The sequence below is a fragment of the Microbacterium testaceum genome (assembly GCF_006539145.1).
Classification (GTDB): domain Bacteria; phylum Actinomycetota; class Actinomycetes; order Actinomycetales; family Microbacteriaceae; genus Microbacterium; species Microbacterium testaceum.
In genome coordinates this window covers 102,504-117,853 of record NZ_BJML01000008.1, presented here as the reverse complement: position 1 = coordinate 117,853, position 15,350 = coordinate 102,504, and the positions used below count along the sequence as shown (strand labels likewise).

General features: G+C 69.3%; 12 protein-coding genes. 5 read left to right on the top strand and 7 right to left on the bottom strand.

The window, feature by feature from the left end; genetic code table 11:
- Positions 1–17 precede the first annotated feature (17 nt).
- Positions 18–1,862 carry a translation elongation factor 4 gene (lepA, locus tag MTE01_RS12510; protein ID WP_103209214.1) on the bottom strand — a complete coding sequence of 615 codons (1,845 nt, stop codon included), beginning with the start codon at positions 1,860–1,862 and terminating at the stop codon, positions 18–20.
- A gap of 212 nt (positions 1,863–2,074) precedes the next feature.
- Between lepA and MTE01_RS12505 the strand changes: the two genes are divergently transcribed.
- Positions 2,075–2,797: an alpha/beta fold hydrolase gene (locus MTE01_RS12505; RefSeq protein ID WP_141377831.1), complete on the top strand. Its 723-nt coding sequence runs from the start codon at positions 2,075–2,077 to the stop codon at positions 2,795–2,797.
- A 119-nt stretch (positions 2,798–2,916) separates the two neighbouring features.
- Entirely contained in the window at positions 2,917–3,177 is a 261-nt protein-coding gene (rpsT, locus tag MTE01_RS12500) for a 30S ribosomal protein S20 (protein WP_056231218.1), read from the top strand.
- Positions 3,178–3,268: 91 nt separating this feature from the next.
- On the opposite strand, the gene MTE01_RS12495 is transcribed toward rpsT, so the two are convergent.
- Positions 3,269–3,718 carry a MarR family winged helix-turn-helix transcriptional regulator gene (locus MTE01_RS12495; RefSeq protein ID WP_116239842.1) on the bottom strand — a complete coding sequence of 150 codons (450 nt, stop codon included), beginning with the start codon at positions 3,716–3,718 and terminating at the stop codon, positions 3,269–3,271.
- A 61-nt stretch (positions 3,719–3,779) separates the two neighbouring features.
- Here MTE01_RS12495 and MTE01_RS12490 point away from each other — a divergent pair, with 61 nt between their 5' ends.
- Both MTE01_RS12490 and MTE01_RS12485 read left to right on the top strand, forming a co-directional pair.
- Complete coding sequence (locus MTE01_RS12490) at positions 3,780–4,307, top strand: phenolic acid decarboxylase (protein ID WP_116239843.1); 528 nt, start codon at positions 3,780–3,782, stop codon at positions 4,305–4,307.
- Positions 4,307–5,083: an alpha/beta fold hydrolase gene (locus MTE01_RS12485; protein ID WP_141377829.1), complete on the top strand. Its 777-nt coding sequence runs from the start codon at positions 4,307–4,309 to the stop codon at positions 5,081–5,083. Before MTE01_RS12490 ends, MTE01_RS12485 begins: the two co-directional genes overlap by 1 nt.
- Positions 5,084–5,131: 48 nt before the next feature.
- Here MTE01_RS12485 and holA read toward each other — a convergent pair whose 3' ends face one another.
- From holA to MTE01_RS12460, 5 genes are all read right to left on the bottom strand, one after another.
- Positions 5,132–6,169, bottom strand: a complete 1,038-nt coding sequence (holA, locus tag MTE01_RS12480; protein WP_141377827.1) for a DNA polymerase III subunit delta — start codon at positions 6,167–6,169, stop codon at positions 5,132–5,134.
- A gap of 9 nt (positions 6,170–6,178) precedes the next feature.
- Positions 6,179–8,533 carry a ComEC/Rec2 family competence protein gene (locus MTE01_RS12475; RefSeq protein WP_246078295.1) on the bottom strand — a complete coding sequence of 785 codons (2,355 nt, stop codon included), beginning with the start codon at positions 8,531–8,533 and terminating at the stop codon, positions 6,179–6,181.
- Positions 8,530–9,225: a helix-hairpin-helix domain-containing protein gene (locus MTE01_RS12470; protein WP_307723128.1), complete on the bottom strand. Its 696-nt coding sequence runs from the start codon at positions 9,223–9,225 to the stop codon at positions 8,530–8,532. The genes MTE01_RS12475 and MTE01_RS12470 overlap by 4 nt, the downstream gene beginning before the upstream one ends.
- A gap of 1,522 nt (positions 9,226–10,747) precedes the next feature.
- Positions 10,748–13,321, bottom strand: coding sequence for a leucine--tRNA ligase (leuS, locus tag MTE01_RS12465; RefSeq protein WP_218026359.1), 2,574 nt, complete (start codon positions 13,319–13,321; stop codon positions 10,748–10,750).
- Between the two features lie 65 nt (positions 13,322–13,386).
- Positions 13,387–14,625: an anthranilate synthase component I family protein gene (locus tag MTE01_RS12460; protein ID WP_246078293.1), complete on the bottom strand. Its 1,239-nt coding sequence runs from the start codon at positions 14,623–14,625 to the stop codon at positions 13,387–13,389.
- 42 nt (positions 14,626–14,667) lie between these two features.
- On the opposite strand from MTE01_RS12460, the gene MTE01_RS12455 reads away from it, so the two are divergent.
- Entirely contained in the window at positions 14,668–15,348 is a 681-nt protein-coding gene (locus tag MTE01_RS12455) for a DedA family protein (RefSeq protein WP_141377823.1), read from the top strand.
- Positions 15,349–15,350 lie beyond the last annotated feature (2 nt).

The following is a 15,350-nucleotide window of genomic DNA, read 5'->3' as shown; positions in this document are numbered from 1 at the left end:
CCTCTCGGTGTGGTGCGTTACTTCTTGGTCTCGACGTCTCCCGACAGGGCGGCGATGAACGCCTCCTGCGGAACCTCGACGCGGCCCACCATCTTCATGCGCTTCTTGCCCTCTTTCTGCTTTTCGAGGAGCTTGCGCTTTCGGGTGATGTCACCGCCATAGCACTTGGCGAGCACGTCTTTGCGGATCGCGCGGATCGTCTCGCGCGCGATGATGCGCGCGCCGATCGCGGCCTGGATGGGCACCTCGAACTGTTGGCGGGGGATGAGCTTGCGCAGGCGCTCGGCCATGAGCGTGCCATACGCGTACGCCTTCTCGCGGTGCACGATCGAGCTGAACGCGTCGACTTTGTCGCCCTGGAGCAGGATGTCGACCTTGACCAGGTCGGCGGTCTGCTGGCCGGCGGGTTCGTAGTCGAGGCTCGCGTAGCCCTGGGTGCGTGACTTGAGGTGGTCGAAGAAGTCGAAGACGATCTCGCCCAGGGGCATGTGGTACCGCAGCTCGACGCGGTCCTCACTGAGGTACTCCATGCCGAGCAGCGTGCCGCGGCGCGTCTGACAGAGCTCCATGACGGTGCCGACGTAGTCCTTCGGCAGCAGGATGCCGACCTTGACGATCGGCTCCGAGACCGAGGCGACGCGCCCGTCGGGGTACTCGCTGGGGTTGGTGACCGACACGGTCTCGCCGGTGTCGGTGGTGACCTCGTACGTCACCGACGGCGCGGTGGTGATGAGGTCGAGTCCGAACTCTCGCGAGAGACGCTCGGTGATGATCTCGAGGTGCAGGAGGCCGAGGAAGCCGCAGCGGAAGCCGAAGCCCAGGGCGACCGAGGTCTCGGGCTCGTACTGCAGCGAGGCGTCGGAGAGCTTGAGCTTGTCGAGAGCTTCGCGCAGCTCGGCGTAGTCGCTGCCGTCGATCGGGTAGATGCCCGAGAAGACCATGGGCTTCGGATCGGTGTAGCCCGGAAGCGCGTCTGTGGCGGGCTTGCGGTGCGTGGTGATCGTGTCGCCGACCTTCGACTGGCGCACGTCTTTCACACCCGTGATGAGGTAGCCGACCTCGCCGACGCCGAGGCCCTTGGTGGGGACCGGCTCGGGGCTCGAGACGCCGATCTCGAGGGCCTCGTGCGTCGCGCCGGTCGACATCATCTGCAGACGCTCGCGCGGCTGTAGCGACCCGTCGATCATGCGCACGTAGGTGACGACGCCGCGGTAGGCGTCGTAGACCGAGTCGAAGATCATGGCGCGCGCGGGGGCGTCGGCCGTGCCGACCGGGGCGGGGATCTTCTCGACGATCAGGTCGAGCAGCTCTTCGACGCCCATGCCGGTTTTGCCGCTGACGCGCAGCACGTCGGCGGGGTCGCCGCCGATGAGGCCGGCGAGCTCGGCGGCGTACTTGTCGGGGTCGGCCGCCGGAAGGTCGATCTTGTTCAGCACCGGGATGATCGTCAGATCGTTCTCGAGCGCCAGGTACAGGTTGGCGAGCGTCTGGGCCTCGATGCCCTGAGCAGCGTCGACGAGCAGGATCGCGCCCTCGCAGGCGGCGAGAGAACGGCTGACCTCGTAGGTGAAGTCGACGTGCCCGGGTGTGTCGATCATGTTGAGGGCGAAGGTGCCGTCGGTCGTGGACCACGGCATGCGCACGGCCTGCGACTTGATCGTGATGCCGCGCTCGCGCTCGATGTCCATGCGGTCGAGGTACTGCGCCCGCATATCGCGGTCGCTGACCACGCCGGTGATCTGCAGCATGCGGTCGGCCAACGTCGACTTGCCGTGGTCGATGTGAGCGATGATGCAGAAGTTGCGGATCTGCTCCGGCGGAGTGGCAGACGGCTCGAGGGGCTTCAGGGCGCGCGGTGACATGTTCCGTCGATTCTACGGTGGTGCGCCGACATCGCCGTCCCCGGGTGCTCGGGGTTCTGGCATCCGGCGCTCCTGGTGCCCTGCTTCCGGCGCGAGATCACGTGACCTGGCCGAGGCCCCACTGCATGTCGGGTGTCCTCGTCCAGGTCACGTGATCTCGACGCGGCGGGGCCTGGGCGCCCGGCGGTTCTCGTGCTTCTACCCTGGATGCCATGGCGGTCCAGGTCGTGCTCGTGCACGGCATCCGCACGTCCTCGACGATGTGGCGGGCGCAGGTCGCGCGCTTGCGGGACCGCGGCACGCCCGTCGCCGCCGTCGATCTCCCGGGGCACGGGACGCGCCGGGGCGAGGTGTTCTCGCTCGATGAGGCATTCGCGACCATCGATGGCGCGGTTCGGGATGCCGCGAGGCTCGGGCCCGTGCTGCTGGTGGGGCATTCCATGGGTGGGTTGCTCGGTATCGAGTACGTGGGCGGCGAGGACCGGCCTCCGGTGGCGGGGTTCGTGGCGGCGTCGTGCACCTCGCTCCCCCGCGGAATCGGGCTGTCCGCGTACAGCTTCTTCACGCGGCGTTTCGACAGCCTCCCCGATCGCGGTCTGGGACTCACGAACCGCATGCTCGACCGCACCCTCCCTCCTGAGACACGGCCCGACTTCGGTGCCGGCGGGTACGCCTTCGACGCGCAGGACACGGCCCTGTCGGCTCTCGCTGAGCTCGACGTCGTGGCAGCCCTTCGTCGAATCGACGTGCCCCTGTGGTTCGTGAACGGTCAATGGGATCAGCTCCGGATGAACGAGCGGGTGTTCCTCACCGTCGCCCCGCACGCGGAGCTCATCGTGGTTCCACGCACGACGCACCTCGTCACGGCGATGCGCCCGCGCGTTTTCAACGCGCTGCTGGAGGTGGCGCTCACCACGATCGAGGCATCGACCTGATAGACTCGGCTCTTGGCTTGCGTGTGGGGTTTTTCCCGACCTCCACGATCGCCGGTGCAGCGCCCCTCTACCGCTCGCCCGGCACAATCCCATACTCATTCGAACGAAAGACCCTCGACGTGGCGAACATCAAGTCGCAGATCAAGCGCAACAAGACCAACGAGAAGGCGCGCGAGCGCAACAAGGCCGTGAAGAGCGAGCTCCGCACGCACGTGCGTCGCACCAAGGAGGCCGTCGTGGCCGGCGACAAGGAAGCAGCCCTCAAGGCGCTCGCCACCGCGACCAAGAAGCTCGACAAGGCCGTGAGCAAGGGTGTCATCCACCAGAACCAGGCCGCGAACCGCAAGTCGGCCATCGCGAAGTCGGTCGCCGCTCTCTGAGTCGCAGATCTTTTCCAGGCCCGTCCCGTGTTCCACGGGGCGGGCCTTTGCGTTGCGCGCCGGCCGATCGTGCCGCGCTGCCGGGGGGCCGTCAACCGCCGACGATGCGGTGCTGCAGTCGCTCGAGGGCGGGCAGGGCCGCGGCAATCGTGGCGACATCCCCCGGGGAGAGGTCCCGAAGAGCTGCGGCGAGGATATGGGCCGCGGACTCGTCGAATGCGCGCAGGCGCGTCTCGGCGAGCGGCGTGAGTCCGACGCTGGTGCGTCGTCCGTCGCCGGCGACCAGGTGCCGCTCGATGAGCCGTGCACCCTGCATCTGCGAGAGCAGGTTGCTGATGGTCGACCGGGCGAGGCCGAGCGTATCGGCGAGATCGGACGGCGCGCTCTCCCCCGTCGCCGCCAGCGAGCGCATGACCTCGATCTGCGCTTCGGGAATGTCCGGGAGGTCGGCGGCCGATCGGGACGCCCGGAGGACGGCACGGCGCAGCGGACCGAGCTGGTGTGCGAGCGAGCCGGCGGTGCGAGTGATGCCATCGTCCATCGTCGAAGTGTAGGCCGGAAATATGTTTGACACAGAACTAGTTTGGTCACAAACTCATTCCATGGAGATCACCACCACCGTCGCCCGCCCCGAACCTCCCCAGGACCTGTCCGGCATCGTCGGACATCGCTTCATCTATACCTACGCCAACGGCTGGCAATACGAGATGTACGTCAAGAACGCCACCACGATCGACTACCGCATCCACAGCGGTCACGTCGGCGGCCGCTGGGTGAAGGATCAGACCGTGGACCTCGTCGCTCTCGCGACGGATGTCTACAAGGTCTCGTGGAACGAGCCGACGGGTACGAGCGTCGTCGTCAATGTGCTCCCCGCGTCGCGCGTGCTGCACGGCACCATCTTCTTCCCCCGCTGGATCGAAGTCGACGGGCACAAGACCGTGCTCTTCCAGAACGACCACCTCGACGACATGCAGCGCTATCGCGACGAGGGTCCCACTTACCCGATCTACGTCGTTCCGGAGTTCGCCCACATCACGCTCTTCGAGCACGTCGGCGAGAACGACGAGACCGTGATCGACACCGCCCCCGGCGACCTGCCCGCCGGCTGGTCGGACCGGACGAACTGATGGCCGCCGACGCGCACCTCACCCCCCTCACCCTCTCCCACGGCGATCGCACCCTGCGCGGGTGGCAGTGGGAGCCCGTCGCCGGCGTTACCGATGCCGCCCCGCGCGTGCTGCTCGTGCACGGATTCAGCGCGGACGCGACCGGCGGGCATCAGCTGTTCGTTCAGGCCGCGCGTCACCTCGTCGAGCGCGGCGCCGTGGTTCGCAGTTACAGCCGGCTCGGTCAGGGCATGAGTGATGGTGTTTTCTCGGAGATCACGATCGGCGACGAGGTCGACCAAGTGGTGGGCATGATCCGTGCCTTCGCCGTCGAGGGGCCCGTCCATGTCGTGGCGCACAGCCTCGGCGCGGTGGAGTCCGCTCTCGCCGCGGCTCGCGTGCCCGAGCTCGTTCGCACGCTGACGCTGTGGTCGCCGGCGGGCGTCGTCGTCGACGACATCACGGTGCACGACGCGATCCAGGGCCAGTCCCTCGCGCCGGCTCGCGAGCAGGGATGGTTCGATTTCGGAGGGATGCCGCTGGGCATGGCGTTCATCGACGAGGTGACCGCGGGCCTCGACGTCTACGGGCCTGTTACGACCTACACCGGTCCTGCCGACGTCGTGCACGGAACGCAGGACACGATCGTGCCGGTGGAGTACGGCGCTCGGTACGCAGAACTGTTGCCGGGTGCGTCGCTCACCGTCGTCGACGGTGCGGACCACGGCTGGTCGTCGACCCCGTGGCGTCGGCGTCTGTTCGAGATCCTCGACGCACGAGTGGGCTTTGCGGACTGACTTCGGGCTCGCCGTCGCGTCACGTGGGGCGCGACGGCGAGCGCTCGGCTAGCCGCCGTAGGGTGCCCGGGTCGCGATGATCGTGATCATGCGCTCGAGAGCGAAGACGGGGTCTCGCGACGCGCCTTTGACCTCGGCGTCGGCGCGTGCGGTGGCGTGGATCGCCATGCCCAGCGTGTTTCCGGTCCACCCGACGAGGTCGCGGCGGGCGCGGTCGACCTGCCAGTCCTTCATGCCGAGGCGCTGGGCGAGCACCGACGACGACTCCCGGGTTCCCGCGACGCGGGCCATCGTGCGCAGCTTCATGGCGACGGCGGCGACGAGCGGCACCGGGTCGGCTCCGGATGCCAGCGCGTGCCGCAGCGCGAGAAGAGCGGGGCCGTACTGGCCGGCGATGGCGGTGTCGGCCACGGTGAAGGCCGAGGTCTCGACGCGCCCCCCGTAGTAGCGCTCGACGGTGCGCTCGTCGATGTCGCCGGGGACGTCGGAGATGAGCTGCTGGCAGGCGGCGGCGAGCTCGGTGAGATCGTCGGCGAACGCCGAGACGAGAGAGCGCAGAGCGACCGGGGCGATGCGCTTGTGCGCAGCCTTGAACTCGCCGACGGCGAAGTCGAAGCGGTCGGAGTCGCGCTTGACGGCGGGGCAGGCGATCTCTATGCCATTGCCCTGACCGGCACGGATGCCGTCGAGCAGCTTCTTGCCGCGAACGCTCGCGCCGGTGTGCCGCAAGACCACCGTGGCGCCGTCCTGGGGGTGGGCGAGGTACGACACCGCCTCGGTGAGGAAGGTGTCGGTGCACTTCTCGACGCCGCTGACGCGGACGAGACGCGGCTCGCCGAACAGGGAGGGCGACGTGACACTGAGCAGGGTGCCGGCGGCGTAGTCGTCGGCACGGATGTCGGTGACCTCGAGGCTGGGGTCTTCGCTCTTCAACATCGATCGGATGCCCGCGATCGCGCGCTCCGCGCAGACCTCTTCGGGGCCTGAGACGAGGACGAGGGGCGCGGGTTGCGGAGAGCGCCACGAGACCTGAGGAATGGTCGACTTCGCCTTTGCGGGGGCGGAGCGTCGGGGAGCCGGGGTCACTCTCCCAGCCTACCGATCGGTTCCGACATCGCCGGGCGGCGGCGAGTCGCCGATCCCCGCGTCGGCTCGCTCCCGCCACAGCGTCAACCGTCCGTCTGCATCGAGCCAGACCGCGAGTGCGCCGTCACGATCGGTGCGTGCCGCGGTCGTTCCGAGAGCCGTCAGGAGGCCGAGGAGCTTCGCGGTCGGATGACCGTAGTCGTTGTCGGCGCCGACGCCGATGAGCCCGACCGTGGGGTGCAGAGCGCGGTAGAGCTCGGCATCCTGATCGGCGCTGCCGTGGTGCGAGACCTTCACGACCTGCACGCGGGGGACGTCGATGCGCCGGCGGAGGGTGTATTGCGCCTGCTCACCCAGGTCGCCCAGGAGCACGGTGCGCGGGAAACCCGCTCCGACGACGTCGAGGGCGACCGAGGCGTCGTTGCCGGGTTCGACGTTCGGCAGCGGGCCGAGCGCCTGCCATCGCGTGGTGCCCACGGCTCCCGTCATCCCGATCGTCGCGAGCTGGAGGCGGGCTCCTGCGGCCGCGAACCGGTCGAGGAGCCGCTCGTCGTTCGCCTCGTCGGGCGGCCCGTGGACGAGGAGGTCCACCCGGCCCACGATCGCCGACGATCCGCCCACGTGGTCGAGATCGAAATGCGTGAGGACGACAACGGCCAAGCGCTCCACCCCGAACGTCTGCAGGCAGTGGGTCAGAGCCTCCGGCTCGGGTCCGGTATCGACGAGAGCCACGGCGTGCCCCGATCGCCACAGCGTCGCGTCGCCCTGGCCCACGTCGCACATCGCCACCTGCCACGCGGCAGGAACCGTGAGCGGCCCTGCCACCGTGCGCACGGCCGTCTGCCCGAGCACGAGGCCGAGCACGACGGCGACGGCGGCGGAGGCCAGAGCGGTGATTCTCGGCAGCCTTCGAGGCCGGATGACGGCGAGGCTGATGGCGGCTCCGACCGCAGCCAGCAGCGTCGCCCCGAACAGCCCGTCGGGCCACGGCAGGTTCTGCGCCGCCACCGCCGCGGTCGTGTGCGCGACGGCGGCGATCCAGGCCGCCGGCACCCAGGCGAGTGCGGTCAGTCCGTCTCGTAGCCAGGGCAACGGGGCGATACAGGCCAGGGCCCCCGCGATCGTCGCCGGGGCGGCGGCCGGGTCGGCGACGAGGTTAGCCGCGACGCCCAGCAAGGGGACGTGCGGATCGATCAGCACGATGAGCGGTCCGCAGACGAGCTGGGCCGAGGTGGGCACCGCCAGGGTCAGGGCGAGGGCGCGTGGCATCCATCGTTCCAGGCCGGTGGCCAGCGGCCGGGCGAGCACCAGCAGAGCCCCGGTGGCGGCGGCCGAGAGAGCGAAGCCGAGGGATCGGGAGAGCCACGGGTCGATCACGAGAAGAACCGTCACCGCGAGCGACAGCACCGCCACACCGATCGCGGGGCGCCCGAGCGCGAGGGCGATCATCGCCACCGTCGCCATGGCGGCGGCGCGGACGACGCTGGGCTCGGGCGTCACGAGAGCCACGAAAGCGGTCAGCACCAGCATCGCCCCCACCACCCGTGCGCCTCGGGACGCTCCGCAGAGAGCCAGCACGGCGAACGCCGCACCGACGACGATCGCGCAGTTCGCGCCAGAGACCGCGGTGAGGTGCGACAGCGACGAGGCGTTCATGGCGGCCTCGGTGGCGGGGTCGAGGCTGGAGGTGTCGCCCACGGCGAGTCCGGGGACGAGACCTGCCCCCGGCTGTGGGAGGCCCCGTGTCGAGGCCACGAGACCGTCGCGGAGCCCCTCGAAGACGGCCCACACCCCGCCCGGGGCCGAGGCGGTTTCGATCGAGCTCGCCCGCACGACGAGAGCGGCTCGATCCGCCGGGTCGGAGGGCACGGCCCGTCCGGTCAGCCGGACCTCGCTCCCCATGCTCGCATCGGCCAGCGCCGAACGTCCCTCCGGATCGACGAGGACGCGAGCGGGGATCGTGCCCGTCACGGCGAGCTTCCCCGCGCGAACGCGTGTGGCGACCGCGTCGAACCAGGCACCGCCGTCGGGCGAACCGTCGATGCGCCCGGTGACGACGACCTCGAGCTCGAGGTGTCGTCCCCCGTCGGTCTCGAGGGCGGCGATCTGCCCCCGGGCCGGACTCACCGACGCCACGGCCCCCGCCGTGGCAGCCGAACAAGCGAGGGCGACGGCCACGACGGCGAGGAGCGCGGTGCGTCGCCACGCGTAGAGTGCGGTGGCCGCGGACGCAGCGACGGTGAGCACCACCGAGAACACGGTGGCATCCGAGACCATCGTCGCCCCGCCCGCGGCGGCCCAGGTCGCTGCGGCGACGGAGACCGCACGAAGAGAACGTCGGCGCGCACCGGGTCGGCCCTTCACACGCGCACCAGGTCGCGAAGTCCGGCGAGCATCTTCTCGCCGATGCCCGGGACCGACAGCAGATCGTCGACGCTCGTGAAACGCCCATTCGTCTTGCGCCACTCCAGGATGCGGTCGGCCATCGCCGGCCCGACGCGCGGGAGCTCGTCGAGTTGTTCGCGTGTGGCGGTGTTGAGGTCGAGAGGTCCGCTGGCGCCGCCGCCCGCACCGGAGGCGGGGGCGACGGTCTCGGCGCCGACAAGGGGAACGACGATCTGCTCGCCGTCGGCCACGGGACGCGCCAGGTTGACCGCGTCGCGCTGCGCATCGTCGGAGAAGCCTCCGGCGCGACCGATCGCATCGGCGACCCGGTCGCCGGCATCCAACCGGTACAGCCCCGGCTCACGCACCGCGCCCGCGACGTGGACGTACAGTCCCGTTCCGGCGGGCAGACCCGCGGGCGACGAAGAAGATGACGGCGTCGGTTCGACGATCTGGGCACCCGTCGCGCCCCGCAGCATGCCGATGCCGATCGTGACGGCGAAGGCGAGGAGCACCAGGACGATCACCGCCCCGATTCCGAGGCGGGCTCGAGGGGGCAGTGCGCCCATCGCGGGTCCGGCGGAATCACGCTCTGCGCTGCCTGGACCCTGCTCCGTTTCGCGCGGGGCGCCCGGCGTCGCCGCGTTCGTGGAGAGGGGCCGGTCGGTCACGCCACGACGCTAGACAAACGGTCCTCCTCCGCGTGGAGTGCAAACGCCAGCCGGTGGACAGCCACATGCATTCTTCTGATGTGGAGGACCCGCACGCCCTGCTCGCTCAGGCCTTCTCCTCCTCGGTGGGAGGCGGGGAGTTCTCCGCCTCCGGAGCCATCACCGTTTTCGCGGTCGTCGTCCCGCCCATGCCGTACCCTCGCTACACCGCGTTCGTAGACCAAGGGATCGGCATGCAGCACCGCGACCACTCGCAGCAGATGAAGACCCATGCGCAACGGCGCGATTTGTGGCGTCGGCACCCCCTATGGGTATACGACCCGGACGACTGGAAGCTGATCACGGGGAGCCAGACGGGTGATTTGATCTGTCCGAAGCCGGGATGTCGGGCTGAACTGGTCAAGGTCCAGCGATCGAACGGGACCCGCTTCCTCAGGAACAGGCCGGGAACCGTCGATTGTGGGCACGCGTTCGGAAGGGTTTCTCGCGGCGGCCCTCCGTCCGCCGAGCACACTTGGCTCCAGCAGAGGCTGGCCATGCTCTGCGCCGACCTCGGCTACGCAGCGTTCCCGGAGTACGCCCACGCCGACGTGTGGGTGGACGGACCGCGTCCGCATGCCATCGAAGTGCAACGCTGGACGACCGATTTCGCCGCGCGCACGAGCGCGCGAAGACACGCCGGTGCCGACGTGATCTGGTTACTTCCCGAAAGCGCCACCAGTCCCCAGCTGAAGCGCGCGCTTTTCCGGCAGCCAGCGGCCCGCCTTCGCGTTTTCCAAGCGCCTGGTCGCTCCGTGGAGGCGCGTCCGTGGGAGCCGGGGCACACGGGGCGAGTCCGCCTGTGGGTGGGTGCCACGGTGATGCGCATGGCCGATGATGGACGATCCCTCACGAGCGCGGGAAACTACGACGCACGAGAATTCCTACGGGAAGTCCTGAGCGGTGAGCGGCTATGGTACGGACCCAACGCGGTCGGTTTCGCCTACGGTTCCGGGTGGGCGCGGGTGGAGGATGTCGCGGCCGTGCGTGCCGTACATCGGCGGCCGGCCCGACCGAGAGTGCAAACAGAGCCTGCAGCTGCTGCCACAACGGGGTCCCCACCTTCTCCGCAGCCGAGCGACCGTCATGCGGGGAACGTGAGCGCGACTCCCCCGTCACCCCAGGCTGAGCCCACGGTCACGATCACGGCGACGGAACGCGAGACGGCTCCCTCCGCGGACATACGTCTCACACCGACCGACGAGGACGCAACGCCACCCCTTTCGATCGATGGGGCGGGGCATAGCCGCATGAGTGGAGACAGCTCACAGCCGAAGCGCTGGATCCATCGGCTCCTCTCCTGGCTCTTCCACTGACCCGCCTCAAAGCTACTTCGTCGACGCCGGGCTTCTCGATCGCGCCCGCGACGGAACGATCTACTTTCGCCCTCGCTGAATCCCTCGACGCCGCCCCCGAGAACGACGGAGGCCACGGCCCCCCGCACTCCGCAGAGCGCCGGGGACGTGGCATCCGGAGCGAGAACCTACTTCGTCGAGAAGCTGACCACCTTCGGCGGACGCACCACCGCGCGCACGATCTCCCGCTCGCCCAGGGCGCGGACGATGCGCTCGTCGCCGCGGGCGAGGGCCTCGAGCTCGTCGGCGCCGATCTTGGCCGAGACCTCGAGCGTGCCGCGCACCTTGCCGTCGATCTGCACGACGGCGGTGACCGTGTCTTCGACGAGAAGCGTGGGGTCGGCCTGACGCCAGGTCGCGAGTCCCACGAAACCGTCGTAGCCGAGCGTCGCCCACATCTCTTCGGCGGTGTGCGGGGCAAAGAGGTCGAGGGTCATCGCGATGACCTCGGCCGCCTCGCGGACGGCGGGGTCGCTCGCGCCGGCCTTTCCGTCGATCGCCTTGCGGGTGGCATTGACGAGCTCCATCAGGCGGGCGACGACGACGTTGAACTTCGTCTGCTCGATGAGGTTCGCGGCATCCGCCAGCAGGCGATGCGTGACACGGCGGAGCGAGGAGTCGCCCTCGGCCCAGACCACGTCGGTCTCGCTGTCGACGTCGTGAGCGATGCGCAGGGCGCGGGCGAGGAACTTGGCCGCACCCGTCGTCGAGACGTCGTTCCAGTCTTTGTCGTCTTCCACGGGGCCCGCGAAGGCGAGCGCGACGCGCAGGGCGTCGGCACCGTGGGCGTCGAGCTCCTCCTGGAACAGCACCAGGTTGCCCTTGCTCTTCGACATCTTCGTGCCGTCGAGGATGACCATGCCCTGGTTGATGAGGCTCGAGAACGGCTCGGTGAACTCCACCAGGCCCATGTCGAAGAGGGCCTTGGTGATGAAGCGCGCGTACAGCAGGTGCAGGATCGCGTGCTCGACGCCGCCGATGTAGAAGTCGACGGGGCCCCACTTGTTCGCCTCGCGGGCGGAGAACGCCTCGGTCTCGCTGTTCGGCGACAGGAAGCGCAGGTAGTACCACGAGCTGTCGACGAAGGTGTCCATCGTGTCGGGGTCGCGCAGCAGCGTCTGGCCCGTCTCGGGGTCGGTCACCTGCACCCAGTCGGTGGCCGCGCCGAGCGGCGAGGTTCCCTTGGGCTTGAGGTCGAGTCCCTCGACCGAGGGCAGCGTCACCGGCAGCTGGTCGGCGGGAACCGGCGTGATCGAGCCGTCCTCCCCGTGCAGCATCGGGATGGGCGTCCCCCAGTAGCGCTGACGCGAGATCAGCCAGTCGCGCAGGCGGTACGTCTTGGCGGCGCGGCCGACGCCCTTGGCTTCGAGCTCCTCGATCATGCGGGTGATCGCGTGACGCTTCGACAGCCCGTTGAGCGAGCCCGAGTTCATCATGCGACCGTCTCCGGTGAGCGCGATGCCGGTCTTGACCGGATCCAGGTCGTCGATGTCGCCGAGCGGGTCGATCGGCACGCCCTCGTCGTCGAGCTCGATGACCGGGATCGCGCCGGTGATCGGCGCGGTCGTGTCGACGACGACCTTCACGGGCAGGTCGAAGGCACGGGCGAAGTCGAGGTCGCGCTGGTCGTGCGCGGGCACGGCCATGACCGCGCCGTGACCGTAGTCGGCCAAGACGTAGTCGGCGGCCCAGATGGGCAGCTTCTCGCCGTTGACCGGGTTGATCGCGTGGTGACCGAGGAACACCCCGGTCTTGGGGCGGTCGGTCGCCTGACGCTCGATGTCGGTCGCGCGCTGCACCTGAGCCAGGTACGCCTCGAACGTCTCGCGCACCCCCTGATCCGCGGATGCCGCGAGCTCGGTCGCCAGATCGGACTCGGGCGCGACGACGAAGAACGTCGCTCCGTGGAGCGTGTCGGGGCGGGTGGAGAAGACCGTGATCTTGTCGTCGCGGCCCTCGATCTCGAACTCGATGTCGGCGCCGATCGAGCGGCCGATCCAGTTGCGCTGCATCTGGATGACCTTGCTCGGCCAGAAGCCCTCGAGCTGGTTCAGATCGTCGAGCAGGCGGTCGGCGTAGTCGGTGATGCGCAGGAACCACTGCGTCAGCTTCTTCTTGACGACGACGGCGCCGCTGCGCTCGGAGGTGCCGTCGGGCAGCACCTGCTCGTTGGCGAGCACGGTCTGATCCACCGGGTCCCAGTTGACCAGGGCGTCCTTGCGGTAGGCCAGGCCCTTCTCGTACAGCCTCTGGAACAGCCACTGGTTCCAGCGGTAGTACTCGGGGTCGCTGGTGTGCAGCACGCGGCTCCAGTCGAACGAGACGCCGTAGTCTTTCAGGCTCGCCTTCTGCTGCGCGATGTTGGCGTAGGTCCACTCGACGGGGTCGGCGCCGCGCTTGATGGCGGCGTTCTCTGCGGGCAGGCCGAACGAGTCCCAGCCGATCGGGTTGAGCACGTTGTAGCCGCGGTGGCGCCAGAAGCGCGCCACGATGTCGCTGTAGAGGTAATTCTCGGCGTGGCCCATGTGCAGGTCGCCCGAGGGGTAGGGGAACATCGCGAGCACGTACTTGCGGGGGCGCGTGTCATCGTCGCCCCCGGCACGGAACGGGTCTTTCTCGGCCCAAGCCTGCTGCCACTTCGCCTGGATGGCGTGGGTGTCGAAGCCCCCCTCGCGGGGGTCTGCTGCGGAGTTCTGAGACACGGGTGAAGCCAATCGTGAAGGTCGGGGGGCCGCGGGGACCAACTCCCAGGCTATCGGACCCGCCGTCACCACCCGGGCGGTACTCGGGCACCGAGAGCGGCGAGGGGCGCTCGCGCTTTGATCCCCACCTCGGCGACCTCGGATGCCGCGACCGAGCGCCACGTGATCCCGCCGCCGGCGCCGACCCAGGCGGCATCCCGCTCCACGACGACGCTCCGGATGACCATCGCGAGGTCTGCCGCCCCGTCGTCGCCGATCCAGCCGAAGGCGCCGGAGTAGATGCCGCGCTCGGCTCCCTCGAGCTCGGCGAGGATCTGCATCGCAGACCTCTTCGGAGCCCCCGTCATGCTTCCGGCCGGGAACGCGGCGTCGAGCAGCTCCGCGATCGTGGTCCCGGGCAGGAGTCGCCCCGACACCTCGCTCACGAGCTGATGCACGGTCGGATACGTCTCCACGTCGAGGAGTCGGTCGACCCCGACCGTCGACGGTTCGCAGACGCGCGACAGGTCATTGCGCATCAGGTCGACGATCATGACGTTCTCGGCCTGCTCCTTGGCATCCGCCCGCAGCTCGTCGGCGAGGGCGCGATCGCGAGCGGGATCGGCGGAACGCGGACGCGTGCCCTTGATGGGGTGGGTGTGCACGCGGCCGTCGTGCACCTCGAGGAAGCGTTCGGGAGAAGCGCTCACCAGCGTCGCGCCACCGATACGGACGAAACCCGCGTGGTGCGAGGCGGAGGCTTGCCGCAGCCGCCGGAACACCGCGACCGCGTCGTGCTCACCCGGCACCGTGAAGCGGGTGGTGAGGCACAGCTGGTAGGCGTCGCCCTCGCGGATCCGAGCGCGGCACGCCTCGATGAGCTCGGCGTAGCGGTCGGGACTCACGCGAGCGGATGCCATGCCCCGGTTCGCCGCGGGATCGACGGCCGCGGCCGGCGGCGCGGCGGCGGCCCGTGCGGCGAGGTCGGCGTCGCCGAAGACGTGCACGCGTCGCCGGGTGTGGTCGAACGCGAGGAAGGTGTCGACACGGAGCCAGGAGTCCCGGCCCTCGTAGGAGCGCCAACCGACCCATCCGCCGCGGAACGGACCGGCGTCATCGGCCGCGTCGCCGAACGTTGCGACATCGCTCTGCAGGGCCCGGTCACTCGCGTCAAGGCGTCCGGTGCCCATCCAGCTCCACCCCGATGAGGCGTCGCGGCCGGCGTCGAGCCAGAACGCATCGCCCGCCGCAGCGAAGAGGTGCAGGAACATCGCCTCGGGGTCTTTCCACCGCGCCAGGGTGAACGGGGGAAGCGAGCGGGGCACGCTCCCAGGCTAGAGCGGTGCGGCGGGCCTAGGCTGACGGAGGTGAACGATATTCTCACGTCACTGCTCGACCTGGTCCGCGACGTCGACCCGGTGCTGCGTACCGTGGTCGCGGGCGTGGCCATGATGCTCGAGACCAGCGTGCTCGTGGGCCTCATCGTTCCGGGCGACACCATGGTGATCGTCGCGGGAACCGCCGTCGCCTCGCCGCTCGAGGGTGTCGTGCTGGCCGCGGCCATCGTCGTCGGGGCCCTGATCGGCGAGAGCTTCGGGTTCTGGCTGGGCCGTTATTTCGGTCCGCGCATCCGCTCGTCGCGCCTCGGACAGAAGCTCGGCGAACGCAACTGGGAGCGCGCCGACCGGTACCTGCGTCGGCGCGGCGGACCGGCGATCTTCCTGTCACGATTCCTGCCGGTGCTCCATTCCCTGGTGCCGCTGACGGTCGGCATGAGCGGCTACAGCTACCGTCGCTTCCTCGCGTGGACGACTCCCGCGTGCCTCGTCTGGTCGAGCCTGTACGTCACGGTGGCGGCCTCGGCCGCGGGTACCTACCGCGAGCTCTCCGACCGCATCCACTACGCGGGCTATGTCTTCGTCGGCATCCTCGTGGTCTTCTTCGTGCTGGTCTTCGTCGGCAAGAAGATCATCGAGCGCATGGAACGCCGTCACCTCGCCGATGAGGCCGCCCCCCTCGAACCGGTGGACGGTGACGTGAAAGACTGAGG

What these genes read in the sequence shown, in the direction of transcription:
- MTE01_RS12490 (WP_116239843.1), top strand. Translation starts at nt 3,780, where the DNA reads ATGGAGATCACCACCACCGTCGCCCGCCCCGAACCTCCCCAGGACCTG.
- lepA (WP_103209214.1), bottom strand. Translation starts at nt 1,862, where the DNA reads ATGTCACCGCGCGCCCTGAAGCCCCTCGAGCCGTCTGCCACTCCGCCG.
- MTE01_RS12485 (WP_141377829.1), top strand. Translation starts at nt 4,307, where the DNA reads ATGGCCGCCGACGCGCACCTCACCCCCCTCACCCTCTCCCACGGCGAT.
- MTE01_RS12505 (WP_141377831.1), top strand. Translation starts at nt 2,075, where the DNA reads ATGGCGGTCCAGGTCGTGCTCGTGCACGGCATCCGCACGTCCTCGACG.
- MTE01_RS12495 (WP_116239842.1), bottom strand. Translation starts at nt 3,718, where the DNA reads ATGGACGATGGCATCACTCGCACCGCCGGCTCGCTCGCACACCAGCTC.